This window comes from Falsibacillus albus (assembly GCF_003668575.1).
Taxonomy (GTDB): domain Bacteria; phylum Bacillota; class Bacilli; order Bacillales; family DSM-25281; genus Falsibacillus; species Falsibacillus albus.
Genome location: NZ_RCVZ01000004.1, coordinates 45,870 through 69,681 on the forward strand (window position 1 = coordinate 45,870; position 23,812 = coordinate 69,681).

Annotated in this window: 23 protein-coding genes; 17 read left to right on the plus strand and 6 right to left on the minus strand. The window is 42.2% G+C overall.

Features of this window, described 5'->3' with window-relative positions; translation table 11 throughout:
* Window positions 1-2 precede the first annotated feature (2 nt).
* The 6 genes from D9X91_RS07385 (at window position 3) to D9X91_RS07410 (ending at window position 6,336) form a co-directional block, all read left to right on the plus strand.
* On the plus strand, window positions 3-1,073 hold the full coding sequence (locus D9X91_RS07385) for a phosphotransferase family protein (protein WP_121679960.1): 1,071 nt from the start codon (window positions 3-5) through the stop codon (window positions 1,071-1,073).
* A 41-nt stretch (window positions 1,074-1,114) separates the two neighbouring features.
* Complete coding sequence (locus D9X91_RS07390; RefSeq protein WP_121679961.1) at window positions 1,115-2,887, plus strand: acyl-CoA dehydrogenase family protein; 1,773 nt, start codon at window positions 1,115-1,117, stop codon at window positions 2,885-2,887.
* 18 nt (window positions 2,888-2,905) lie between these two features.
* Complete coding sequence (locus tag D9X91_RS07395; protein WP_121679962.1) at window positions 2,906-3,685, plus strand: enoyl-CoA hydratase/isomerase family protein; 780 nt, start codon at window positions 2,906-2,908, stop codon at window positions 3,683-3,685.
* Between the two features lie 14 nt (window positions 3,686-3,699).
* The gene (locus D9X91_RS07400) at window positions 3,700-4,674 is read left to right on the plus strand and encodes a quinone oxidoreductase family protein (protein ID WP_121679963.1); all 975 of its coding nucleotides are present in this window, start codon (window positions 3,700-3,702) and stop codon (window positions 4,672-4,674) included.
* Between the two features lie 80 nt (window positions 4,675-4,754).
* Window positions 4,755-5,915 (plus strand): iron-containing alcohol dehydrogenase, encoded by a 1,161-nt coding sequence (locus D9X91_RS07405; protein WP_121679964.1) that lies wholly within the window; start codon window positions 4,755-4,757, stop codon window positions 5,913-5,915.
* A gap of 1 nt (window position 5,916) precedes the next feature.
* Entirely contained in the window at window positions 5,917-6,336 is a 420-nt protein-coding gene (locus D9X91_RS07410) for an acyl-CoA thioesterase (protein ID WP_121679965.1), read from the plus strand.
* A 48-nt stretch (window positions 6,337-6,384) separates the two neighbouring features.
* On the opposite strand, the gene D9X91_RS07415 is transcribed toward D9X91_RS07410, so the two are convergent.
* Window positions 6,385-6,759, minus strand: a complete 375-nt coding sequence (locus D9X91_RS07415; protein ID WP_121679966.1) for a nucleotide excision repair endonuclease — start codon at window positions 6,757-6,759, stop codon at window positions 6,385-6,387.
* Between the two features lie 84 nt (window positions 6,760-6,843).
* Window positions 6,844-7,146 (minus strand): hypothetical protein, encoded by a 303-nt coding sequence (locus tag D9X91_RS07420; protein WP_121679967.1) that lies wholly within the window; start codon window positions 7,144-7,146, stop codon window positions 6,844-6,846.
* Window positions 7,147-7,341: 195 nt separating this feature from the next.
* On the opposite strand from D9X91_RS07420, the gene D9X91_RS07425 reads away from it, so the two are divergent.
* The gene (locus D9X91_RS07425; protein WP_121679968.1) at window positions 7,342-7,632 is read left to right on the plus strand and encodes a DUF6509 family protein; all 291 of its coding nucleotides are present in this window, start codon (window positions 7,342-7,344) and stop codon (window positions 7,630-7,632) included.
* A gap of 21 nt (window positions 7,633-7,653) precedes the next feature.
* Here D9X91_RS07425 and D9X91_RS07430 read toward each other — a convergent pair whose 3' ends face one another.
* Complete coding sequence (locus D9X91_RS07430; RefSeq protein WP_233569749.1) at window positions 7,654-8,571, minus strand: VanW family protein; 918 nt, start codon at window positions 8,569-8,571, stop codon at window positions 7,654-7,656.
* 15 nt (window positions 8,572-8,586) lie between these two features.
* Complete coding sequence (locus D9X91_RS07435; protein ID WP_121679970.1) at window positions 8,587-9,432, minus strand: hypothetical protein; 846 nt, start codon at window positions 9,430-9,432, stop codon at window positions 8,587-8,589.
* Between the two features lie 167 nt (window positions 9,433-9,599).
* On the opposite strand from D9X91_RS07435, the gene D9X91_RS07440 reads away from it, so the two are divergent.
* The gene (locus D9X91_RS07440; RefSeq protein WP_407644177.1) at window positions 9,600-10,934 is read left to right on the plus strand and encodes an alkaline phosphatase family protein; all 1,335 of its coding nucleotides are present in this window, start codon (window positions 9,600-9,602) and stop codon (window positions 10,932-10,934) included.
* Entirely contained in the window at window positions 10,931-12,211 is a 1,281-nt protein-coding gene (locus tag D9X91_RS07445) for an MFS transporter (protein WP_121679972.1), read from the plus strand. Before D9X91_RS07440 ends, D9X91_RS07445 begins: the two co-directional genes overlap by 4 nt.
* Window positions 12,212-12,228: 17 nt before the next feature.
* Here D9X91_RS07445 and D9X91_RS22475 read toward each other — a convergent pair whose 3' ends face one another.
* Window positions 12,229-12,378 (minus strand): hypothetical protein, encoded by a 150-nt coding sequence (locus tag D9X91_RS22475; protein ID WP_158598262.1) that lies wholly within the window; start codon window positions 12,376-12,378, stop codon window positions 12,229-12,231.
* A 194-nt stretch (window positions 12,379-12,572) separates the two neighbouring features.
* Here D9X91_RS22475 and D9X91_RS07450 point away from each other — a divergent pair, with 194 nt between their 5' ends.
* From D9X91_RS07450 to D9X91_RS07460, 3 genes are read left to right on the plus strand one after another with little or no spacing between them, the layout of a single operon-like run.
* Window positions 12,573-13,502, plus strand: coding sequence for an ABC transporter ATP-binding protein (locus D9X91_RS07450; RefSeq protein ID WP_407644180.1), 930 nt, complete (start codon window positions 12,573-12,575; stop codon window positions 13,500-13,502).
* Entirely contained in the window at window positions 13,499-14,599 is a 1,101-nt protein-coding gene (locus tag D9X91_RS07455) for an ABC transporter permease (protein ID WP_121679974.1), read from the plus strand. The genes D9X91_RS07450 and D9X91_RS07455 overlap by 4 nt, the downstream gene beginning before the upstream one ends.
* Window positions 14,600-14,620: 21 nt before the next feature.
* Entirely contained in the window at window positions 14,621-15,055 is a 435-nt protein-coding gene (locus D9X91_RS07460; RefSeq protein WP_121679975.1) for a DUF6526 family protein, read from the plus strand.
* A gap of 271 nt (window positions 15,056-15,326) precedes the next feature.
* Here D9X91_RS07460 and D9X91_RS07465 read toward each other — a convergent pair whose 3' ends face one another.
* Window positions 15,327-16,208: a TetR/AcrR family transcriptional regulator gene (locus tag D9X91_RS07465; protein WP_158598263.1), complete on the minus strand. Its 882-nt coding sequence runs from the start codon at window positions 16,206-16,208 to the stop codon at window positions 15,327-15,329.
* Between the two features lie 123 nt (window positions 16,209-16,331).
* On the opposite strand from D9X91_RS07465, the gene D9X91_RS07470 reads away from it, so the two are divergent.
* The 5 genes from D9X91_RS07470 to D9X91_RS07490 all read left to right on the plus strand — a co-directional run bounded on the left by D9X91_RS07470 (window position 16,332) and on the right by D9X91_RS07490 (window position 23,673).
* Complete coding sequence (locus tag D9X91_RS07470) at window positions 16,332-17,786, plus strand: MDR family MFS transporter (protein WP_121679977.1); 1,455 nt, start codon at window positions 16,332-16,334, stop codon at window positions 17,784-17,786.
* 202 nt (window positions 17,787-17,988) lie between these two features.
* Window positions 17,989-18,117: a DeoR family transcriptional regulator gene (locus tag D9X91_RS07475; RefSeq protein ID WP_121679978.1), complete on the plus strand. Its 129-nt coding sequence runs from the start codon at window positions 17,989-17,991 to the stop codon at window positions 18,115-18,117.
* Between the two features lie 63 nt (window positions 18,118-18,180).
* Window positions 18,181-18,747 carry a DeoR/GlpR family DNA-binding transcription regulator gene (locus D9X91_RS07480; protein ID WP_121679979.1) on the plus strand — a complete coding sequence of 189 codons (567 nt, stop codon included), beginning with the start codon at window positions 18,181-18,183 and terminating at the stop codon, window positions 18,745-18,747.
* Window positions 18,748-19,005: 258 nt separating this feature from the next.
* On the plus strand, window positions 19,006-22,836 hold the full coding sequence (locus D9X91_RS07485; RefSeq protein WP_121679980.1) for a heparinase II/III domain-containing protein: 3,831 nt from the start codon (window positions 19,006-19,008) through the stop codon (window positions 22,834-22,836).
* A 330-nt stretch (window positions 22,837-23,166) separates the two neighbouring features.
* On the plus strand, window positions 23,167-23,673 hold the full coding sequence (locus D9X91_RS07490) for a DoxX family protein (protein ID WP_121679981.1): 507 nt from the start codon (window positions 23,167-23,169) through the stop codon (window positions 23,671-23,673).
* Window positions 23,674-23,812 lie beyond the last annotated feature (139 nt).

Genomic DNA, 23,812 nt, shown 5'->3' on the forward strand with positions numbered 1-23,812 from the left:
ATATGCCTCAGCAGATTAAGAAGGATACGATCAGGGTTCGGCCCGGGGAAGAACTGGATGCAGGCAGGCTTGAAGGATTCTTGCGGTCGCATTTGGGGGAGATTCTTCCAGATGGGAATCTTCAAGTTCGTCAATTCTCTGCTGGCCATTCCAATTTGACTTATGAATTGAAACTGGACGATTGGGAGGCTGTATTAAGGAGGCCTCCACTGGGGCCAGTCGCTCCAAAGGCTCACGATATGGAAAGGGAATACAGAATCCTATCAGAAATTGAATCCTATTTTCCCCCGGCACCGAAACCTATTCTATTTTCTAAGGATCAATCGATTGTAGGAAGCCCGTTTTTCCTCATGGAACGGAAACTCGGAATCGTCTTGGATTCCGAGTTCCCTGCCCAAATCGAGGCAACCAAGGAAGAAGGTAGGAAACTTTCGACAATCATGGTCGAGAGGCTGGTTGAACTTCATGAAATCGATTATCAAATTACAGGTTTGAACGAAATGACAAAACCAGATGGGTTCATGGTCCGGCAAGTGAAGGGATGGAACGGGAGATACCTTCGAGCACAAACAGATGACATAAAGGAAGCCGATTTTCTGATGGCTTGGCTAGAAAAAAATATCCCAGACCAGCAGGCTGCAACAGTGATTCATTATGATTTTAAGCTGAATAATGCCATGTTCAATGATGATCTGACTGAAATGATCGGTTTATTCGACTGGGAAATGACCACAGTAGGTGATCCGTTGGCCGATTTGGGAGTGGCGATGAGCTATTGGATCCAGAATGATGACCCAGATCTGCTGAAATTTGGATTGGGAAAGCCGCCTGTTACGATTCATCCAGGGTTCATGAATAGAAGGGAATTCATTGAAGAGTACGGCAGGAGAAGCGGAAGAGATGTCGGAAGCATGAATTTCTACCTTACTTTCGCTTACTTTAAGCTTGCTGTCATCTGTCAGCAAATCTATTACAGATATAAGAAGGGACAGACGAATGACCCGCGTTTTTCAGGGTTTAATCAGTTTGTAGAAAGCTTAATCAAGCTTGGCTGTTCTTCGGCAAAAGAATGACGTATTTCTGGTCGAATTGAAATCGGAATGGAGATGAATATATGAAAACATCAAATCTTCGTCATAAAGGAGCAGAGTTTTTAATTTCATCCTTGAATGCGGAGGACTTATTCACCCCAGAAGACTTTACGGAAGAGCACAGGATGATCGCTGCGACTGTAAAACAATTCATTGAAAAAAGAGTTTCTCTTTATAAGGATGAAATTGAGAATCAACAATTCGATATTGTGGTTTCGCTTCTACATGAGGCGGGGGACCTGGGGCTGCTCGGGCATAGCATCCCCGAGCAATTTGGCGGCTTGGGACTTGATAAAATCAGCAAAGGCATCGTTGGTGAAATGATCGGTTTTTCTGGGGGATACGGTGTGGCCCATTCCAACCACACATGCATCGCCACCTTGCCGATCACATATTTCGGTACCGAAGAACAAAAGAAAAATTATTTGCCCAAACTTGCCTCAGGCGGCTACATAGGGGCTTACTGCCTGACGGAACCGAACGCGGGCTCGGATGCCCTTTCATCTCAAATGACAGCCAGGCTTAATGATGAAGGGACCCATTACTTGCTGAATGGGACCAAAATCTATATTACGAATGCTGCGTTTTCCGATACGTTCATCGTATACGCCAAAGTGGATGGGACAAAATTTACAGCGTTCATCGTTGAAAAGGACTTTCCGGGTCTTTCTCTCGGACCTGAAGAAAATAAAATGGGAATCAAAGGTTCTTCAACAAGAGCAGTATTTTTTGAAGACTGTCAGGTGCCTATTGAAAATCTGCTCGGCGATATTGGCAAGGGGCATCATATTGCCTTGAATGTTTTGAACCTTGGCCGTTTCAACCTTGGGTCTGCCTGTATGGGGGCTGCAAAGGGCGGCCTGAAAAAGACCATTTTGTTTACGAAGGAACGGAAGCAGTTCAGACATGCTATTTCGGATTTTCCTGCTTCAAAGGAAAAATTTGCAAAAATGGCTGCGAGAATATACGCACTTGAATCCTTGCAATATCGTACAGCACACTTATTGGAGGATTCGCTTGGAGAGCTATATGTCCATACTGACCGCGCTCTGATTGTCAAAAGGATGAGTGAATTTGCAGCGGAATGCGCCATTTGCAAAGTCTATGGTTCGGAAACATTAGACTATGTGGCTGATGAGGCCTTGCAACTTCACGGTGGGGCAGGTTTCATAAAAGAATATGGGATTGAACAAATGTATCGGGATTCAAGGATCAATCGAATTTTTGAAGGGACGAATGAAATTAATCGCTTGTTGATTCCAACCCATTTATTGCGAAAGACCTTGAAGGGCGAAGTGAATCTAAAATCTAAGGTTGAGGAAGCATTCTTCATGCTTGTCAAAGGGGACCACAAAAAGGAGGACCCTTATGGAGTCGAACTTGAAAGCATCGATGTGATTCGTAGGTTGTTCCTTATTTGCAGCGGACTGGCATTTGAAAAATATGGCGAGACGCTTCCTCAAGAACAGGAAACGCTCATGAAATTATCGGATTTGGCCATTCAGCTGTATGCCTGTGAATCAGCTGTTTTCAGGACATATAAATCAATATTAAATGTGGGCGAAGAAGAGTCCTCCCTAAAAATCGACCTGACAAGAACCATACTTGATGATGCCTTGTGGGATGCAGAGAGGATTTCACGTTTGCTTGTCGGTCAAATGGAATCTGGACAAGAACAGCAGCAATTGAATGCTGCAATATTTAGAACGATCAGTGCACTTCGATCAAATGATTCTGTCCGGAGAAATCGCCGAATTGCGGAAAAGCTGTACGAGAAAGGTCAATATGTATGCTAAAAGGAGCTGTTGAGGAATATGAACGACCAACATTTAATATGTGAAGAAAGAGGCCCTATCTTGTCGTTGATGTTGAATCGCCCTGAGAGTTTGAATGCGTTCAGTGAAGAAATGATTAAGGGGATAATTGATGAACTAAAAAAAGCGAATGAAAATACATCCATCAAGGTTATCATTTTATCAGGATCTGGGAGATCGTTCAGTGCCGGTGGAGATGTCAAGACGATGGGTACTGCGAGCCCGGTGGAAGTATATGAACATTTGGGCTTGCTGAATGAATGCATTTTGACAATGAGGAAAATAGATAAGCCGATCATTGCAGCTGTACATGGCTTTGCTGCTGGGGCAGGATTCAATCTTGCCCTTGCATGTGACTTAATCATTGCTGCCGAGGACAGTAAATTCGCTTTAAGCTTCAGCCAAGTCGGACTGATCTCAGATGGGGGAGGCTCGTACTTTTTGCCAAGGCTTATCGGCCCGCATTTGGCCAAGCAGCTGTTCTTTACAGGTGAGGCTGTTTCTGCGGAGAAGATGCACCAACTGGGTGTAGTTAATCACTTATTTCCATTGGAGCGGCTTCAGGAGGAAGTGTGGAAGCTGGCTATGAAGCTAGCACATGGTCCATCATCTGCGATCGGCATGATGAAAAAAATCATCGATCATTCATTGACTGCCACATTAGAAGAGATATTGGAGCAGGAAAGGACTGCACAGGCGCTCATGGTTTCTTCCAATGATCATAAAGAGGGTGTAGCAGCATTCAAGGAAAAAAGAAAACCAGTATTCTTAGGGAACTAAAGGGGGAAATGCTGATGAAAGTTATTGAATTTACTGAATATGGCGGACCTGAAGTATTGGAAAGAAAGGAAAGGGAGCGGCCTGTGCCGCAGGGGCGTGAAGTATTGATTCAAGTTCAGGCAATAGGAGTAAATTACGCTGACACAGCACGCAGGGAAGGTCAGTACGTTGTAGATACTGCATTGCCATTCATTCCTGGAGCGGAGGTTGCAGGTATTGTGGTCGATGTTGGGGACGGGGTAAAAGACGCTAAGCCCGGCGATCGAGTAGTCACATTGATAGAAGCAGGTGGGTATGCAGAATATGCGCTAGCAGATGAAAGAGGACTGATATCGCTGCCGAGTGGAATTGATTTTACAGCAGCTGCAGCCCTGCCTCTCCAAGGGTTGAGCGCCTATCATATTTTGAAGACTATGGGTAGGATCGATAATGGTGAAACTGTATTGATCCACGCTGCAGCAGGCGGGGTTGGGACGCTGGCCGTCCAGCTTGCAAAAAGGTTTGGCGCAGGTAAAATCATCGCGACCGCCAGCAGCGAACAAAAACGTGCATTGGCCAAGGAAATGGGTGCGGATATCCTGATAGATTACACGAAAGCCGGATGGGAGGAGGAAGTGCTGAAAGCGACAGGTGGAAAAGGAGTCAATCTCGCCTTGGAAATGGCAGGAGGCGAGATTTTCAAAAAGACGTTAAAATGCTTGGCGCCTTTCGGGAGAATGGTCATCTATGGCGCGGCAAGCGGGGAGCAAGCAAAATTTTACCCAACCTCTCTGATGGGGAAAAATCAGTCCGTCATTGGTTTTTTCCTTCCACAGATTATGAATAAGCCAGAGCTGTTGAAGCCGAGTATGCATGAATTACTCTCCCTTGTTACCGAGGGGGATTTAAGGCTGACTATCGGAGGAGTGTACCCGTTGGAAGAGGCTGCGAATGTGCATACATTGATGCAATCAAGGAAAACAAGTGGGAAACTAATCTTAGTCCCATAAGGATCTATGGACGAATTGAAGTATGAAGAAAGGGGCTTTTTTTCGGTCCCTTTCAATAAATTTTTCTGGAGGAATGAAAAATGGTATCAGCGTTAAAATTTCCCAGAACTTCTTTTACCGGGTGGGGAGCGATCGACATGCTCTTCCCTGAATTAAAAAAGATGGATATTCATCGTATCCTTGTGGTGGCAGACCCGATACTGATTGAAACAGGGACAGTCGAACAAATTATTAAACCCTTGATGGATGTGTTTGCTTTAGAGGTCTACAGCGATGTGGAACCCGAACCATCATTGTCGTGTGCACAGGAGCTGGTGGAGTATACAAGGAATCACACTTTAGAATGCGTTATTGGAATCGGCGGCGGAAGTACTCTTGACTTGGCAAAGCTGACAGCCGTAGTCTCACAGAATGATGGGCAGATAAGCGACTATTTAAATTTGAGTGGAGGACGCAGGTTATTGAAGAAGGGGCTTCCTAAAATATTGATTCCAACCACTTCAGGAACGGGTAGTGAAGTGACGGATATAGCCGTAGTATCCTTGGAGGGGACAAAAGATGTGATTACACATGAGTTTCTGTTGGCGGATGCGGCCATCGTGGATCCGCAGCTGACCCTTTCTGTCCCTCCAAGAGTGACGGCTGCAACCGGAATGGACGCATTGACACATGCAGTGGAAGCATTTGTATCAGTTCATGCCAATGAAGTGACAGATGCTTTGGCATTACAAGCAATCAAACTGATAGGCAATTCAGTTAAAAACGCCGTGAAGGATGGAACCGATAAGAAAGCCAGGACCGATATGAGCTTTGGGAGCTACTTGGCAGGGCTGGCTTTTTTCAATGCTGGTGTCGCTGGCGTACATGCGTTGGCTTATCCATTGGGAAGTGCATTTAAATTGCCCCACGGTGAGGCAAATGCAGTTCTTCTTCCTTACGTCATGTCATTTATATCTCAGAGCTGCCGCGAGAAAATGGATATAATTAATAAAATTCTGGAATCGACAACACAAGCTATAGGGGAAAGCAATATTTTTCATAGGCTGGTCAGGGAGTTAGGGCTGCCGGAAACGCTGCAGGAATATGACATAGGCGAAAATCATCTCGAAGCATTGGCAGACGAGGCAGTCAAGCAAAAAAGACTTTTGGACAGGAGCCCAATGCCATTAAAGAGAGAGGACATCTTACAAATTTATCAGATGGCCCTTCATGGTGAGTTAGTTGTGAGAGAGGTTAAGTGAATTGTATATAAAAATTATTGAACCACGTGTATCCGAGACAGATGGGGTTGGGCACATAAACAATACAACCATTCCCATTTGGTTCGAAGCTGCCAGACATGAAATTTTCAAGCTGTTTACACCGGATCTATCTTTTCGGAATTGGCGCATGATCATTCTTCATATGGATGTAGATTTTGTCAAACAGATATATTTCGGAAGGAATGTAGAAGTAAGGATATGGGTGAAAGCAATTGGAACTACAAGCTTGGAGTTGTATGAAGAAATTCATCAGGATCATCAATTATGTGCAAAAGGGAATGCTGTATATGTTAACTTTGATGTGGAAACAGGAAAAAAAGAGAGAATATCTGACCATATTAGAGAAGACCTGGAGAATCATTTGTGGATGGGTGAAAAAAAGAAGGATGATGCTTTATAAAGCATCATCCTTCTTTTCTTCGACAACTCGCGTTATGCGCCGACAGGATTATTTGTAAAATACCTTGTCGACATTATACTTTGCGTGAAGCGTATTAATGATATATGTTTCATAAATTTCCCTGTCCATTGCCTCATCGACGTAAATAACAGCAATTTTATTGATGTCGCTGCGGTTATTTTTTATGGGTGAGACATTGTCCTCAAAATTTTTGCGGATCCGATGTTTTAGCTTGCGTGCTTTTCCAGCGAATAGCAATTCATCTGACTGGTTAAAAAACATGTAAATACCGCTTTTATCCTTAGGTATACGAACATAATCCGTAAACCCGTATATTTTACTGATGTCAGGGTCTCCTGGTTCACCTGATTGTTCCTTCTTCTTGATGATGAGATCAGGATTGGGGATGTTGATTTTAATCATATAGTCACGTCCTAAATTTTTTAAATGCAAGTCCAAGCATATCATCTATAACTGATAGAAGTCCAGTAGACTTTTGCTAGGATGCTACCACTTCTTTCTTTTAGTCATATGATCTGCTGCAATCATCGCTAACTCATTGTTTCCAAATAAATCAAGTACTCCAAGTAAAGTATGATCAGGAATTTCCCCGGCTTCTTTTTTAGGGACAGTGAGTTCCAAAGCATTCTTGAGTGCGTGGTTTTCTGCTTGTGATGGATATGCCTCTTTATACATGGCTTCCGGATCGAGATCATTATTTATACACCATTGAGCAAAAACCAAGATCATCATGTTTTCATCTTTTTGATAATTCTGTACAATTTTTTCTTCCAATTCTTTATTATTCATTCCTCTTCTCCTTCATTCTTTCCTGGGAAAGCGCAGGTTTTGACAACTTTTTTGTTTATGTAGTCAAACAACGACAATATTTTTTATCGTAACAGCAATTACGACATTTTTCTACCATCAAACATTTGTGCATTAAAGGATGACGTGTATAATGATGAAAGGGACTAAAAGGATTTATGAGAGGAAGAAATAGTGATGAATATTACGGAATACACAATTGAAAAGCTTGAAGATCCAACGGGAATCCTTACAGGTGACCGTTATGAATTTATCTTGCATTTGGAGCTCCCTGAGGATGATGAACTTAATTCTGAAAATGGTGTTTACGTAAAGGCCATCTACTCTGTCGTGCAAGAACATGGCCGATTACTTCAGTACCATCTTGTTGAAGATATATCCCATAACGTGTTGGACTTTGCATTAGAAGAAGATGAAGAACAACTGATTGCTGATTTTTGTTTCAACCATTATCAAGAGGCGGAATAAAGAGGACAAATCCAGTCTTCTTTATTCCCCATTCCTAATTTCGATTGGCAATCTTTCTGGTGCGTTTGGTACATTTCTTCTTTGGTAGTCAATGCTATCAGAAGAATAAATGACAATGACCAATTGCCCTCCGCTCATGTTCGCCCGAATTAGAATAGGTTGGTTATGTGGATTTTCAAAAGTGAAATCCGGCCCATTCCAACTAACGGTTGCATCTCGGTGGGGAGGGACATATGGTACACGCCTGCTATGTGAATACCGCTCGACTATTCTGACCCCTGCCCGGTCAACTGCATTGAAAAGTGTTGAAGAAACTTGGCATATACCTCCGCCTATCCCTTCACTCAATTCTCCTCTAACGATTACCGGAGCCTTCATATAACCACGGGAAGTCGTACGTTTCCCAACTACCTTATTAAATGAAAAAGTTTCACCCGGGAATACCACCGAATTGTCAATTGCTTTCGCAGCAAGTGAAATATTGTTTGTACGTTCCTTATTGTAGCTGTTGAAATAAGTGACATAGTGTCCAATCTGCTTTGTTCGGATATGTGCAAGCAGTTCACTATCCACTTTAGGGTAGACATTTCTGAGAGGAACTTCATAATCAGAATCACTTTTACGATAGTAATTAGTATAAAATATTTCTTTGAATTTCCGCCGGTTAAGAGTATGGCCATTTTTCTCAATGATGATCTTCCCGGAAGGACCGATGCGGGCATCCACCGGGGATTCATATACTTTTTTTTCTATCAGGTCTGTAAAATCCAAATATTTTTTGTGATCAATCACTGAATCACCAAAAGGATACTGACTAAATTGGGTTCGGCTGACCTGATCAATGACCTCTCCATCGTGAAGTAGAGTCAAATTTCCATTTGCGCTCCCGCCAATAGGATGCGCAGTCAGTAATAATAAAGTTAACATGAAATTCATGATATCATCCAGCTCCTATCAATCAATAAGGGACACTAAAGGATCTATATTTATTTTCCAAGGCGATATCGGGGAAGTCCTAATCAATGTGTAATTTATTGTTGAATGAATGGCGCCTTCACCTTCGACAACCATTTTCACCTCTACTGGTACTTGTACAATCAGCTTGTTTGTACTTGTTTCATCCCCTGGTATAAGCACATTCCATTGGATGGCCTCTATTCGGCCAAGCTTCTTTAATGAACTATTTAATTTTTTTTCATTTGTGATGGCCAATTTGGACGAGAGGCCTTTATCTGCATTTTTTACGGTGACCATAAAGACATTTGTAAGCATTACAGGATTCAAATCCTTCATGAATTCGTCTACTTTTCCGCCAGCTTTCAAAATCATGACATTGTGTGCAAGATCGGATCTTTCCGATTTATGCGTCACACTTCCGATAAAATGTATACAAAAATGACCTGGAAAACCATTGTCAAGCGCACCTGCACCATGGGGCATACCATGCATGGATGCCGCTAATAACCGATTATTGGCCATTATTAAAATGGCTCGTCTGCGCCAGCTCCATTTTCCGCCATAAATATCTTTCATGATCTTTGTATCCTTTTGAGTAAGCGGCTGCACATCTGCATGATGTGTTCCAGCCCTTCTTTGAACATTGAAGCTTTTTCCGCTTTCTACATCAATCACAGTGAACTTTGCATATCTTGGGATGATTTTATTTACATCTTTCCAATGAAGGACCTCAATATCGTAATCGACAAGAGATGAAATAGTGGAAGCAGAAACAATGTCTTCCACAGAAAGCGACAAACAAATGATAGCAATGATAACAAGTGAAAATTTTTTTATGTACATACCATTTCAGCTCCTGGCATTTTTATGATTATTGTTTACAATCTGAAATGAAAAAAAGCTAAGAATTATTGGAAAGACCTCGTGGAATCCTCTTGAAAAGGTGAAACGGATCTTTTGTCGAATATGTATGTGAACGTCAATTAATTGATTTAAATTTGGAGGCTCCTATGACAAGTAAACGTCTTGTTGTCATTTCATTCGACTGTCTTTCCGCATTGGACTTCCCTTTTCTTCAGGAATTGCCCAACTTCAGGGAATATTTGAAGGGGAGTGCATATTGCAAAAATGTAGAAACGATTTATCCATCCGTTACATACCCTTGCCACGCAACCATTGTGACAGGGAAATTTCCCAAGAATCACGGCGTGATCAACAACACGCTGATACAACCAGGAAAGGAATCGCCTGATTGGTATTGGCACCGCCGCAATATAAAGGGAACCACGCTTTATGACGAAGCAAAAAAGGCAGGGAAGAAGACCGCTGCATTATTATGGCCGGTGACTGCGAAGGCGGATATTGACTACAACATGCCTGAGATTTTTGCCAACCGTCCATGGCACAATCAAATTGCCGTATCCCTGTTGAATGGATCACCAGCTTTTCAGCTCGATATGAATCGAAGATTCGGCCATATCCGCAAAGGTCTGAATCAGCCTGAGCTGGATGATTTTGTCCTTGAATCGACTGTGCAGACCATAAAGGATAAAAAACCTGAACTTTTGCTTGTCCATTTTACAGACTTGGATACTCAGAGACATTACCACGGATTTGACTCCAATGAAGCGAAAGATGCAATCAAAAGGCATGATATCCGTTTAGGCAGGATTATCAGCGCGTTGAAAGAGAGTCAATTATACGATGATACCATTCTTGTTTTGCTCGGCGACCACAGTGCGCTCGATGAATCAAAGGTCATCAAGCCGAATGTTTTTTTGAAAGGAACGCAAATGATCAAGATCGATAAAAATAATCATATTGAAGCATGGGAGGTATATTGCAAAAGCTGTGATGGTTCGGCATATATTTATGTCAAGGATCATCGAACAGATGTCATAACCTCATTGAAATCTAAACTCGATCTATTGGTGCAGGATGAAAATAATGGGATTGATAAGGTGTATACCGGTGCTGAAGCAAGTAAGTTGGGGGCTGACCCTGCTTGTCATTTCATGCTCGAAGCAAGGAAAGGATATTATTTTTCAGAGTCGCACCATGGGAATTTCATAGAAGAAATAAAAAAAGAGGATGTGATGGCAAGAAAATATACGCTGGCATGCCATGGCTACTCACCGAAAAAAGAAGGTTATGCAACGGTTTTTATGGCAAAAGGGAAAGGCATCCGTCCAGATACGGCGATCCCTTCCATGCATTTGGTGGACGAAGGACCGACATTGGCGCATATTCTTGGCCTTGACCTTGGAAAAACGGATGGACGCATAATAGAGGAACTTTTTTCTGGACCTATTAATCCTGAGCGCATGGGAGGGAAAATTCAATGAAGATTTTTTCAAAAGAAGAGAATAGCTGGGTCTTATATGATTGGGCGAATTCTGCATATACAATCGTCATCACTACAGCTGTATTTCCTTTATTCTATAAAGCATCCGCCGAAGCAGCAGGAGTGAGTCCCTCAAATTCAACGGCTTATTTAGGCTATACAATTGCCATTGCTACTTTTATTTTGGCCATGCTTGGTCCGATCCTTGGAACGATAGCTGACTATCAGGGATTTAAAAAACGTTTTTTTACAGTATTCTTCTTTATTGGGATTGCATCTACTGCTTGTCTAGCTTTTATCCCTACAAACCATTGGCTTTTGCTGCTAGGAGCATATACTCTTTCCACGATTGGAGCTTCCGGATCCATCGTTTTTTATGATGCATTTTTAGTCGATGTGACAACGGAAGATAGGATGAATCGGATTTCCGCCCGCGGCTTCGGGATGGGCTATATCGGCAGTACAATCCCTTTCATCATTGGCATCGCCATAATCATTTTGGCAAAGTCGGGTGCCATTCCGATTTCTACGACATTGGCCAGCCAAATTACTTTTATGATTACAGCGATTTGGTGGGGATTGTTTACGATCCCGATGATCAAAAATGTCCATCAGCGTCATTTTATCGAACGTGAACAGAACCCGGTAGCGAAAAGCTTTAAAAGGTTGGGAAAAACATTTAAGGAAATTAAGCAATTTCGAGGATTGTTCTTGTTTCTTCTTGCTTACTTCTTTTACATCGATGGAGTAGGGACCGTTATTTCCATGTCAACTGCCTATGGCACCGATTTAGGGATCAGTTCAACCAACCTGCTGATCATATTGTTCGCAACTCAGGTAGTGGCAGCACCATTTGCCTTTCTATATGGAAGGTTGGCAGATAAATTCTCTACTAAAACCATGCTTTATGCAGGCATTGTTGTCTATATGATTGTTTGTACGTATGCGTACTTTTTAAAAACGACGTTGGACTTTTGGATATTGGCGATGCTCGTAGCCACTTCCCAAGGAGGCATTCAATCGTTGAGCAGGTCTTACTTTGCCAGGCTTGTGCCTAAAGAAAATGCAAATGAATTTTTCGGGTTTTACAATATTTTCGGGAAGTTTGCCTCCATCATGGGTCCATTGCTGGTCGGGGTGACTGCCCAGCTGACAGGGAAATCCAGCAGCGGTGTTTTCAGTTTACTGATCTTATTCATCATCGGGATGTTCTTTTTAAGCAAAGTGCCGAAGCCTCAAACGGAGGTCCCGGCTGTCGATGAGGTGAAAACGGTATAATGAAAGAAGGAAAGCGCTCATTCAGCGCTTTCCTTCTTTTTCTTTTTGAATAACTTAAAAAGTGAGACATGATTGTATTTGTAGTAATATTCCCCCGCAATATACAAGTGGCGATTTGATACGTTCTGCACCTTAATAACTTCATTCATCTTTATTTCCCTCTCCACCTTTGTACCTCCTTTAAAATCAAGTCATATTTCATGGATATTCAGTCAAAGAATGACTATGCCATTATCAAATCAAATAATTCCATCAGATAAAGGATTCATTCACTTATTGTCGAATATCTGACATGAACAGTGATGAAAAAGAATAAAGTAGATATCGGTGAAAAAGACATGAATGTTCGGAGGGATGGATGATGCATGAGGAAGAAGCGATTATTCAAGTTAAACATTTAGTCAAGAAGTATGGAGCTTTTACGGCTGTTAAGGGAATCGATTTCAATGTACATAAAGGGGAAGTATTCGGAGTCCTGGGTCCGAATGGAGCAGGGAAGACGACAACACTGGAAATGCTTGTCGGTCTGCGAAAACCTGATGAAGGGACTGGAATCATCGGGGGATTCGATATCTCCCGCGACATCAAAAAAGTTAAAGAAGTCATCGGGGTACAGCTGCAATCGACGACATTGTTTGAATTGTTGACGGTTGAAGAAATTCTGCAGCTTTATGGAAGCTTTTATCGGAAACAAGTTGATATATTAACCTTGATCGATGATATGATCCTCTCCGATAAAAGGAAAAGCCGCATCAAAAGCTTATCTGGCGGCCAGAAGCAGAGGCTTGCCATCGCATTGGCCCTTATCCATGACCCGTTGATCATCTTTTTGGATGAACCGACAACGGGGCTTGATCCCCAAGCGAGGAGGACATTATGGGATATCATTCTTAAATTGAAGGAAAGCGGCAAGACCATAGTTTTAACGACACATTATATGGATGAAGCACACGTGCTTTGCGATCGGATTGCCATTATGGATCAAGGGAATTTAATTGCACTGGACACACCATCACAACTTGTTAAAAGCTTACAATCAGACAGCGCCGTTGAATTTCGTTTTCAGCATGAATCGGATGAAATGGACATGACGAAGGTAGAAGGAGTAAAGCAAGTCGGAAGGGAAAAGGATGCATATGTACTGTATACAGATGATTTGCAAGCTACGTTGACAAGTTTGATTGGAGAGGCATCAGAAAAACAGCTTAAATTGACTGATTTGAAAACGAGAACGGCGACTTTGGAGGACGTCTTTATCCATATGACAGGAAGGAGTTTGCGAGAGGAATGAGAGCATACTGGCAATTGACATTATCACAGCTGCGTATTTTCATGCGAAATCGGCAAGTACTCTTTTGGTCGCTTGCTTTTCCTATATTCTTAATGGTCATGCTTGGGTCTTTTTTAAGTAATGGCAATGGGATTACACTTACAGTGGGTATGATTGATCAGGATCATTCCAGCCAATCTAAACAATTATCTGCCATATTAAAGAAAAATGAAGCGATCGATTTACAAAAGGAAAGCAAAAAGAGTGATGCACTAAACCAGTTGAAAAAGGGTGATTTACAGCTTGTCGTGGTGATTCCAGAAGGCTATGGCAATAAAATAGCCAGTACATCCGGAGAGGAAAAACCTTTTTCCCTTCCAATCTATTATAATGAGACAGATATGACAGCATCACAAGTGGGGCTGCAGTTGGTGAATGGAACGGTCGATGCCATCAGCAAAAAAGTTGAGGCTTATAAACCGGTTGTCGTTACGGATGCAAAAGGTGTTGAAACGTTGAATCTTAACTACATCGACTTCCTTGTTCCCGGCATCGTGGCAATGATGATCATGAGCAATAATATGAACGGCGTCGCTGGACAAATCGCCGCATGGAGGGAGCGTGGAATTTTAAGAAGGATGCAGGGAACCACCCTTAAAGCTTCTACTTTCATTGCTGCTCAGATCACTGCGAGACTTGTATTGAATGGGCTTCAAGCATTGATTGTGCTCGGTGTGGCACATATCATTTTCGGTATTGAAGTAAGAGGTTCATGGCTGACATTGATCAGCTTCGTAATCCTGGGGACGTTAGCCTTCATGGCGATCGGCTTTATCATCGCTGGAATTGCGAAAACACCTGAAAGTGCTGCTCCCATTGCCGGATTCCTCTCGTTTCCGATGCTGTTTCTTGGTGGTGTGTTCTTTCCTATCAAAAATATGCCTGACTTCATCCAGCCGTTTGTCAATGTACTGCCGATTGCCCATTTAAGCCACGCCTTGCGTGAAACCATGAATGTCGGAGCATCATTTCTAAGTTTGGGGACAGAGGCGCTGATACTCGGAGGATGGCTGATAGGAGCCTTTATTATTGCAAGCTACACATTTAAATGGGAATAAATTGAAGGGGAGAGAGAAGTGATGAACCAACAAAATTATGAAAATCATACAAGGATGCATCCGCTTTACCATTATGTTTTATCTCTGCTGCTAATTGGGACGCTGATCATTTCAATCGTTCAGCTTGTACGTTCGATCAGCAGCCAAATGAACGTTTTGATGTCAGTCGTTATCTTATTAATGGCGATCATTTTGACGATTATTGTGGTTCTAGTGAGAATTTATCCATTGAAAGCACAGGACAGGGCAATTCGGGCAGAAGAAAATCTCCGGCATTATGTTCTGACTGGGGAATTGTTGAATGGAAGACTGACGATGGGGCAAATAGTCGCTTTGAGATTTGCAGATGACAAAGAATTTCCACAGCTAAGCAAAAGGGCAGCGGAGCAATCATTGAGCTCGAAAGAAATCAAAAAAGAGATCCGTCAATGGCGGGCTGATCATGATCGAATATAACAAGAGGCTGTGACAAAAGTAGAAAACCCGAACTATAAACCGAGATCTTTCCTTAGAATTCGGATTCGTTCGGGTTTTTCATGTTAAAGCGTGTTTGTTGTTATTAGCATATTCTAGGTGTTGATTGGAGTGCAAGACGAAGACTCCGCCCGCCCCGCGGAAAGAGAAGTCTTGCACGGAAATCACCAGCGGTATAGTGACGGATGCTTAATCCCCATATTGTTTGCCTTTAAAGTGAAGTGATTTAGTTTTGTCCCAGCCTTTTTTGGTTTCAGATCGACAATACATTCTCTAATTGCTTTATTGTACTCCTTAGTGCCCTTTCCTTCGCTAAATAAGACAAAAGCGATTTAAGCAGCGCAATGTTCGGTTTGGTTCTGCCCAGTTCAGCAGAAATCAAAGACGTAATTTCATTTAGTTCCGAACGTTCCATATTTCCCGTTGGCAACTCCGTGATCATTAAAGAAATATGCTTAAGCAATGATTTCATTACTTCCTCTTTATCTTTATTTTGAAGAGACATCCCCCACTGATAAAAATGTTCAAGTGATTCATTTTTGATGAGCGGTTGAGTTTCTTTTTCAATGAAATGCTGGGCTAACAGGTCTACTTTGTCCACTATGAATTCAGCAGTATCTTCAATGGACAATGGTTGATTTTCATCCAATATCCAAAATAAATATTCCCGAAGCATAGCCTTATAAAGGATCACAAGATCGCTGAGGTGATTTTCGATTGCATCTCCGTAAACATTCATCAGGCATTCCCTGTGCCAATTCATGAACCTAGCTCTTGTCTTCATCCGAAGCGGAACAAACTTTGGGTTCTGTTCTATTGGAATCTCTTGATAGTCGATGAATATGTATTTGTTTTCAAGGAAAAATTGAAATCTAAAAATAATTTGTCTTGTAAAACGTTCCTTTGCAGGTAGGTCTTGAATTCCCACCACTTCTTCAACTTCTTCGAAAAAACGATTTTGTGATCGTTCAAACACTTCATTAAATAATTCTTCTTTCGAAGGGAAGTGTTTATACACTGAACCTTTGGCAATCCCGCAATCATCGGCAATATCCTGGATAGAAGTGGAGGGGAAGCCTCTTTTGGCAAAAAGATAGTTGGCAGAACGGAGGATTTGTTCTTTTGTGACACTCACGATACTTCATCTCCTCTTGACATGTCATGACTAATGGTACAAAATATTAAACATTGAGTCAATAATGACCATTAGTTCAAAAAAATATACTAAAAGTTTGTAAATGGAAAGAAGGATTTTGGAATGGAAGAAACAAAATCAGGCAATCGTTCGTTTTGGCTGATCATTTTAGCCATTTTCTTTGGTAATTTCATGGCTATATTAAGTACGACTACGATCAATGTCGCTTTCCCGGTGTTTATGGAAGATTTCCATGCAAAATTAAGTGCGGTTCAATGGATGATGGCCGGATTTATGCTGGCAACCGGTGTAATAGCACCGACAGTAGGATTTCTAGGGGATTATCTAAGCTTTAAACGGCTGTATATTATTGCTTTATCTGGTTTTACATTATTTTCAGTGTTATGTTCGATTGCGTGGAATATTGAGTCGCTCATTACATTTCGGATTATGCAAGGTGTCTGCAGTGGTATCATCATGCCGACGACAATGACGATGATATATCAATTGATTGAAAAAGAGAAACAGGCTTTTGCCATGAGCTTATGGAGTTTATCTGCAATGCTGGCTCCCGCATTTGGACCAACGTTGGGAGGCTGGATGACGGAGTATTTTGGCTGGGAATCGCTTTTTCTAATCAATCTTCCAATCGGGATCATTGCCATTTTTGTTGCCTCAATCTGCATCCCTTATTATAGAATGAATAAAATCACTGTCTTTGATGCTAGTGGCTTTATCACCGTCATCATAAGCAGTTCTTCACTTCTCCTCGCTTTCAGTGAAGGAAATGAATGGGGATGGACATCTGTCAAGACTCTGAGCTTTATTGGGTTGGGATTATTGTCTTTGATCATTTTCATAAGAAGGGAATTGACTGCGAGGCATCCGTTATTAAATATAAGAGTTTTCAAATTTAATAGATTTACGTTTAGTTTGATCATCAACTGTATTATTACTGCCTCCTTATATTCGGGAGTATTCCTGATCCCGATCTTTATGCAGAATATTCAGCATGCCACTGCGTTGGATACCGCGCTTGTTTTACTGCCTGGATCGGTCGTAATGGCTGTATCCACGCCGATCATCGGTAAGCTTTATGATAAAACGGGTCCATTCTGGCTGATTTTATGCGGTATTCTTTTAGTGGGCTTTTCTACGTTTGAGTTGAGTCATCTCCAAATGTCAAGTTCAAGGATGTATGTTACATCATGGCTGACGCTTCGCTATATTGGGATTGCATTCGCGTTCATGCCTGTCACAAATGCTGGAATGTCGGCAATCCCGAGGGAAAATGCCGGTCATGGTTCATCGGTGACAAACTGGATCCGCCAGGCAACGGGCGCATTGTCAATTGGAATTTTCAGCTCCATCCTTGCTGCAAAAACAATCCAACATGCCAAGGATATGAGAGGCGATATGACTGCGATTAAGGAACATGCGATGGCGATGGCAGTGGATGATGTTTTCTTGATTGCTTCAATGATCTGTGCAATCGGCATTCCACTTACTTTCCTTTTAAGAAGCAAGAAAAATAGCAGCAGCATCCAAATGAACAGCGATGGGAATTCAAGTAAATAATTATTAATCAAAAAGTTTCATAGAATTTAGTTGAATTGGGAAGAGGTTCACCATTCTTGTGGTGCCTCTTTTTTATATTTTTTGAGAGGAATTTATAAATATATAAGGCAATCCATTAATTCACCTGATAAAAAAGGGTTTTTACTAAAAAAACAGAAATAAACAATTATAAACATTTTCGGAAATCGAGTGGGGTGAGTCGATGTTATCGGTTGAGCGTCATGAAATGATATTAGAATACCTACATAAAGAACAAATTGTAAAGGTTGCAGAACTAAGTCAGCTGCTTAATGTAACGGAAAAAACCATCCGGTCGGACTTAATCGTATAGGAACAATCCGGGGCACTGAAACGGATTCATGGAGGCGCAGTCCCTTCAGAAGGCAGTGGGAAGATGCCAATCATGGAGAGACAAGGGAAATTCATGGATGAGAAAAGAGCGATTGCCAAAATGGCTGTCTCTATGATCGAGGAAGAATCGACCATCCTCCTTGATGGAGGCAGCACCATCGCTCAAATGGCTGAATTATTAGGTGATTTTCCAGTAACGGCAATCACGAATGATTTAAAGATTGCCAACATACTGTTGAACAAAGAACGTATCCAGGTGATCGTTCTTGGCGGCTCACAAATCGGAACTACCACCTCTCTTTTTGGACCGCTATTATTAGATTCCTTGCAGCGGTATCGCGTTCAACATCTTTTCCTTGGAACGACAGGGATAGATCCGAATCATGGACTGTCCGTTTTCAACAGCTTGCAGGCGGAATATAAAAGGCAGATCATCCCCCTGGCTGATCAAGTGATATTATTGGCAGACCATACGAAGTTTGGGGAAACGGCACTGATCCGTTTTGGCCACATTAGCGACGTGGATACCATCATTTCTGATTCGAAGCTTCTAGAGTATTTTCGAGACAAATTGAAAAAGCAAAACAAAAGAGTGCTGATTGCACCTTGACCTTTTAATGCAGCCTAATCAAAGGCTGTATTTTTTTTATAATGAGAAAACTATTAGTCTACCAGCAATCACAGAATGACCTCTCAAAATAGAACTATAGGTAAAAAGAACCTTTTTAGACATTTACGCGTACTAAAAGGAAATGAACGAACATAAATATACAAATAGGATAAATGTATAACAAAAAATGAAAGCGTTATCAAAAATTTCTTGTTTCCTGTCACGTAAAATGTGGAGGAATAAGAAAGAGGAGGAGCTATGAAACGGGTTTGGATTGTCCTAATTTGTATTTGTACTTTATGCTCGTTCATTCCCATTCGCGGACATGCAGAAAGTACTGGTGTGAGTGGCAGCCAGTCTGATGAAATGGTGATCAGCGATTTTGAATCGTTAAATGGATGGAGGGGATTGTCGCAGGAAACCGATATTGTAAAGGAAGGAGTCCAGGCAGGATACTGGGATGTGTATGATGATGCAACCGATACCTACAAGAACGCAGTCGATGATTATAGCATCCCGCATGATTGGAGTAATTATGAAGCGGTCAGTGTTTGGGTCTATTCGAAGAAAGCGACGAATGACAAGGTTTATATCGTATTAGGGTCGCAAGCTTCTGAGGCGAACAACGGATATTATCTAGCATCATTCCAGCTCGATTGGACGGGATGGAAGGAAATCAGCATTCCGTTTTATATGTTTAAAGCGGCAAATTCCCCTGCAGGATTTTCAAAAATCGATTTTATCAAATTCCACACTTCCTGGCTTCACGAAACGCCGAGTAAAGAAACAGAGATGATTTTGGATTCCCTATCAATTAAAAAGCTTTCAAAGCTTGCTGTCCTTCCGGTTGACGACTTTGAAGATCCCGGTAAATGGACATCGTTAACTGCAAGTACAGAGCATGTGAAGTCCGGGACCTACTCAGGGAAATGGGAGGGAATCGATAAGAAAAAAGTCGTCCAATCGAAATCCATCCCTTCGGATTGGAGCAAGTATGATTATTTGAGTGTTTGGGTTTATTCGGAAAAAGCTACTGGAACGTCCATTTATATCATCTTGAATTCGGATAATCCTGCTACAGAAGGATTGGATTATTATTTGGCCAGCTTCAATGTCGACTGGGTGGGCTGGAAGCAAATCAAAATCCCTCGATCGAGTTTTGCACCATCGAGGCAGCCATTGGGCTGGGACCATATATCTGATATGAAGTTCCATTCTCAATGGTATGCAGACCAAATGCCAGATCCTTCTACTGTCTTGTATTTTGACCATTTGATGCTGATCAGGGAACTCTTCCAAATTACCCCGAACCAGATTGATAAGAAAGCTGTTGCCGGCATGGATCTTTCCTATAAAGTCAAGATCACAAATAAAGGGGATGAACAGGATCAATTCAATGTGGACATTCCGGATGAATTTCAGACTTTTGTTCATGCATCCCCTGAGTCAGGAGACTTGCAGCCGAATGAATCCAAATGGATCACATTTTCAGTAAACATAGGGGAAGAGGCTGCGGCAGGTACAAAACAAACGATGGATATCCCGATTCGATCACAGCTTCAAAATGAATCCGATTTTAACGTAAAGCTCTCCTATGAAGTCGCTCAATGGGCGCCTTCCGGAGTAGCTCACCCGAAATCGTTCATCAATCAAGATCAACTGGATAGGGCAAAAGCTCGAATCACCAGCGAGGATTGGGCTAAAACCTATTGGAACAAGCTGAAATCCGAAGCAGATGAATGGGTCTCCGCAGACACAAAAGTGCTGACCGACAGCGGTGGACATGGAATGTGGTTCCTGTGTGATGACGGGGAACGTCTGCAATATGATTCGAACAGTCCACATGAGCACTACTGTCCTTCAGAGGATAAATATTACACAGGTGAAACTTATGATGCCGGCTGGCGTTATTATCGCCATAATGAGATCGTTCACGGATTGAAGGTTTTGGCGACTGCCTATGCTTTAAGCGGTGATACTGAATATGCCGAAGCCGCTGCAGGAATCCTTGATCAATATGCAGACATTTACCCGAACTGGGAAAAGCAGACCCGAGGGGGGAAAATGTATTGGCAGTCATTGGATGAGTCGGTCAGCATGGTGGATATGAGCTATTCCTATGACCTCATTTATAACAGCGGAATTTTATCCGATCAGGAAAAAGCGAATATTGAATTGAACTTGCTAAGGGCATCGGCTGAGAACATCAGTCAAAACGATATGGACCGGTCTAATTGGCAAGCATGGCACAATGCCGCAATCGGAATGGTCGGTTTTGTCCTCGGCGACAGGGGATTGATGGAATCAGCGATAAACGGGAACCATGGCTTTTACTATCAAATGAAAAACAGTGTATTGGACGATGGCTTTTGGTGGGAGGGCTCGATTGCCTACCATATGTATACCCTTAGAGCGCTAAATTACCTTATCGAAGGTGCTGAAAATTGGGGATACGATCTATATGCCGATCCAAACGTAAAAAAAATGTTCGATGTTCCAATCGAATATGCCTATCCGAATCTGCAACTCCCGTTCAATAACGACGGAGGCGGCTACGGAAGTTCATTGCTGGATCCTGTTTCCACCAGAGGGGATTATGAATATGAGGGTGCTTTCGCCTATTACAAAGATCCACTTTATGATTGGGTTCTCCAACAGCGCTACAGGAATGTCCCAAGGGAAGGGGATTATGCCCTCTTTCATGGTGCCGATGACTTGGGGGAACCAGTGAATACCTCGATTCCCAGCCATAACTTTGAAAATGCAGGAATGGGCATTTTGAGGGCTGGTACCTATCCAGAACAAAACTATGTATTGATGGACTATGGACCTTATGGTGGATCACACGGACACGCAGATAAGCTGCACATTGATCTATTTGGGAAGGACACTGTACTGGCGCCTGACTTTGGCACCCCGTCCTATGGAAATTCCCTTTATCAGGATTGGTATAAACAGACGATCAGCCATAATACCGTGGCAGTGGATGGGAAATCACAGGCGGAAGTTGCAGGGGAACTGACTAATTTCATCGACCTTCCACATTTTAAAATGATGAGTGCAGCTGCCGACAATGCATATCCAGGAGTGCAGTATGAGCGGACGATTTGGGTAGATCCAAATTATACGGTGGACTGGTTCAAATTATCTGACCCTGATAATAGCCACCAATATGATTGGGCCATACATCCCCTCGGAAGCTTACAATCAGATTTAGTGCTTCAAGACCGCAGTGATTCAATCGGCGATGCGAATGGCTATCAGCACATTTCAAATGTTCAAACTGCAGGTGAACTAGATCAATGGGAAGGATCATGGGATCAAAAAGGAAAAGAGCTGCAGGCCATATCCCTTCCTTTTGGTCAAAGGGAAGTCATGAAAGGAGATGCTCCGGGACCTGCAGATGACCCAAATAAGAATGTCTCTATGGTCATACAGCGGGAGCAGGCGAATGATGCTCAATTCGTTACGGTGTTTCACCCATATAATGAAGAAGCCCCATCCATTCAAGCGCAAAAAGAAGATGACAATACGATTAAAATCGATGGAAATGAACAAAGCGACCACTTATATTTCAATTCACAGGCAAACGAGGGAGCGCTATGGAGTGCAAAGGTGACCACCAGTAAAGACGAGGCTGTGTCATTTAAAGAAATTCAGAGTTCTATTAATGGTCAAACATTGGAGATCCACCTTGGCACCCATGACCAATTATGGGAAAACGCCGTCTTCGTTTTCAAATCAGGCGATGTCAAAAAAGTAAAAGTGAATGGAGCAGATGTTTCCTACGAAAAAATCGGCAATCAAATCATTGTCAGCTCCGATGCAATCCAAACGATCAGCCGCGATATTGGAAAGCCCATCGACAATAATTGGGTGTTGAATGGGGGAGAGGGATCTCTTATCGCAGCAGGGAATGTGCACAATCCGATCGAAATCCAGATCAACAATCAAAAACAGCTGATTCCGCCAAATAAAGGTGCATCAAAAGTGGATCTTTCACCATTTCTTGTTGAAGGGGAAAACCGCTTTTCATGGGAAGCCAAGGGGAAGCCGGATGAACAAATTACGATGATATTGACTTCCTGATACGGAAGATGCCAGTGGGTATTGACTCCGCTGGCTTTTTTATGGATGAATGGATTAAGATACTGTCATTTGGTGAGTTGGAGGAAACCGGGAATCAGAAAGAGGTTTGTGTGCCCTCTGGAGGCTGAATTGTTAAAACGGGCTTGAAAATGAATCTTGAGTTTCCCAGCATAGCATTTGTTTTGAACTTGCTTCACCTTACCAGTACTTTCTATTGACCCATAAACATAAATATCTCTAAGTGTGATAAACATCACAGAAACCCAGCCAGATTACAATTACAATTGAATCATAGGTATTATAATTTTAATTGTTTGGGAGATGAGTCAAATGTTTATTGGATTCCTTAAAGAAAACCAATATGCTGCCATGATTCTAACGTTATTTCGTCTGTATTTGGGTTATGAGTGGTTGAAATCAGGGTGGGGCAAGTTGACGGGTGGATTTGATGCAAAAGGGTTTTTACTTGGCGCCATCCAAAATTCCAGCGGTGAACATCCTGCCGTTCAAGGATGGTGGGCAAATTTCTTGCATGATTTTGCAGTGCCAAATGTAGGCTTATTTAATTTTCTTGTACCTTGGGGAGAATTCTTAGTCGGGTTGGCCCTCATACTTGGATTATTCACTACGTTTGCTGCATTAATGGCGACAGTGATGAATTTTGCCTTTATGTTTTCCGGCACGACCAGCACCAACCCACAAATGGTCCTTTTGGCAATCCTGATTCTGATAGCAGGAAGTAATGCCGGTACAATCGGCGCTGATCGCTATATCCTTCCTATATTCAAAAGCTGGATTCAGAAAAGAAAGAATCAAACTCTGCCGCATTCTCATTAATGCATGATTGGAAAAAGCCATTATAAAATATTTCATAAAGTTTCCTTCGACCCTTGTAGAATCAAGGGTCTTTTTGTATGGAACAAAATACGGTTATTTGCTTTTTGAACGTACTTGCATCCTCCCTTTCAAGTTTCGT

Bases quoted from the DNA above. Each gene is read 5' to 3' on its own strand.
- D9X91_RS07490 (WP_121679981.1), top strand. From the start codon at position 23,167: ATGTTTATTGGATTCCTTAAAGAAAACCAATATGCTGCCATGATTCTA.
- D9X91_RS07405 (WP_121679964.1), top strand. From the start codon at position 4,755: ATGGTATCAGCGTTAAAATTTCCCAGAACTTCTTTTACCGGGTGGGGA.
- D9X91_RS07450 (WP_407644180.1), top strand. From the start codon at position 12,573: ATGCATGAGGAAGAAGCGATTATTCAAGTTAAACATTTAGTCAAGAAG.
- D9X91_RS07470 (WP_121679977.1), top strand. From the start codon at position 16,332: ATGGAAGAAACAAAATCAGGCAATCGTTCGTTTTGGCTGATCATTTTA.
- D9X91_RS07455 (WP_121679974.1), top strand. From the start codon at position 13,499: ATGAGAGCATACTGGCAATTGACATTATCACAGCTGCGTATTTTCATG.
- D9X91_RS07475 (WP_121679978.1), top strand. From the start codon at position 17,989: ATGTTATCGGTTGAGCGTCATGAAATGATATTAGAATACCTACATAAA.
- D9X91_RS07415 (WP_121679966.1), bottom strand. From the start codon at position 6,759: ATGATTAAAATCAACATCCCCAATCCTGATCTCATCATCAAGAAGAAG.
- D9X91_RS07420 (WP_121679967.1), bottom strand. From the start codon at position 7,146: ATGAATAATAAAGAATTGGAAGAAAAAATTGTACAGAATTATCAAAAA.
- D9X91_RS07485 (WP_121679980.1), top strand. From the start codon at position 19,006: ATGAAACGGGTTTGGATTGTCCTAATTTGTATTTGTACTTTATGCTCG.
- D9X91_RS07390 (WP_121679961.1), top strand. From the start codon at position 1,115: ATGAAAACATCAAATCTTCGTCATAAAGGAGCAGAGTTTTTAATTTCA.
- D9X91_RS07440 (WP_407644177.1), top strand. From the start codon at position 9,600: ATGACAAGTAAACGTCTTGTTGTCATTTCATTCGACTGTCTTTCCGCA.
- D9X91_RS07400 (WP_121679963.1), top strand. From the start codon at position 3,700: ATGAAAGTTATTGAATTTACTGAATATGGCGGACCTGAAGTATTGGAA.
- D9X91_RS07385 (WP_121679960.1), top strand. From the start codon at position 3: ATGCCTCAGCAGATTAAGAAGGATACGATCAGGGTTCGGCCCGGGGAA.
- D9X91_RS07445 (WP_121679972.1), top strand. From the start codon at position 10,931: ATGAAGATTTTTTCAAAAGAAGAGAATAGCTGGGTCTTATATGATTGG.
- D9X91_RS07480 (WP_121679979.1), top strand. From the start codon at position 18,181: ATGCCAATCATGGAGAGACAAGGGAAATTCATGGATGAGAAAAGAGCG.
- D9X91_RS07425 (WP_121679968.1), top strand. From the start codon at position 7,342: ATGAATATTACGGAATACACAATTGAAAAGCTTGAAGATCCAACGGGA.
- D9X91_RS07460 (WP_121679975.1), top strand. From the start codon at position 14,621: ATGAACCAACAAAATTATGAAAATCATACAAGGATGCATCCGCTTTAC.
- D9X91_RS07435 (WP_121679970.1), bottom strand. From the start codon at position 9,432: ATGTACATAAAAAAATTTTCACTTGTTATCATTGCTATCATTTGTTTG.
- D9X91_RS07395 (WP_121679962.1), top strand. From the start codon at position 2,906: ATGAACGACCAACATTTAATATGTGAAGAAAGAGGCCCTATCTTGTCG.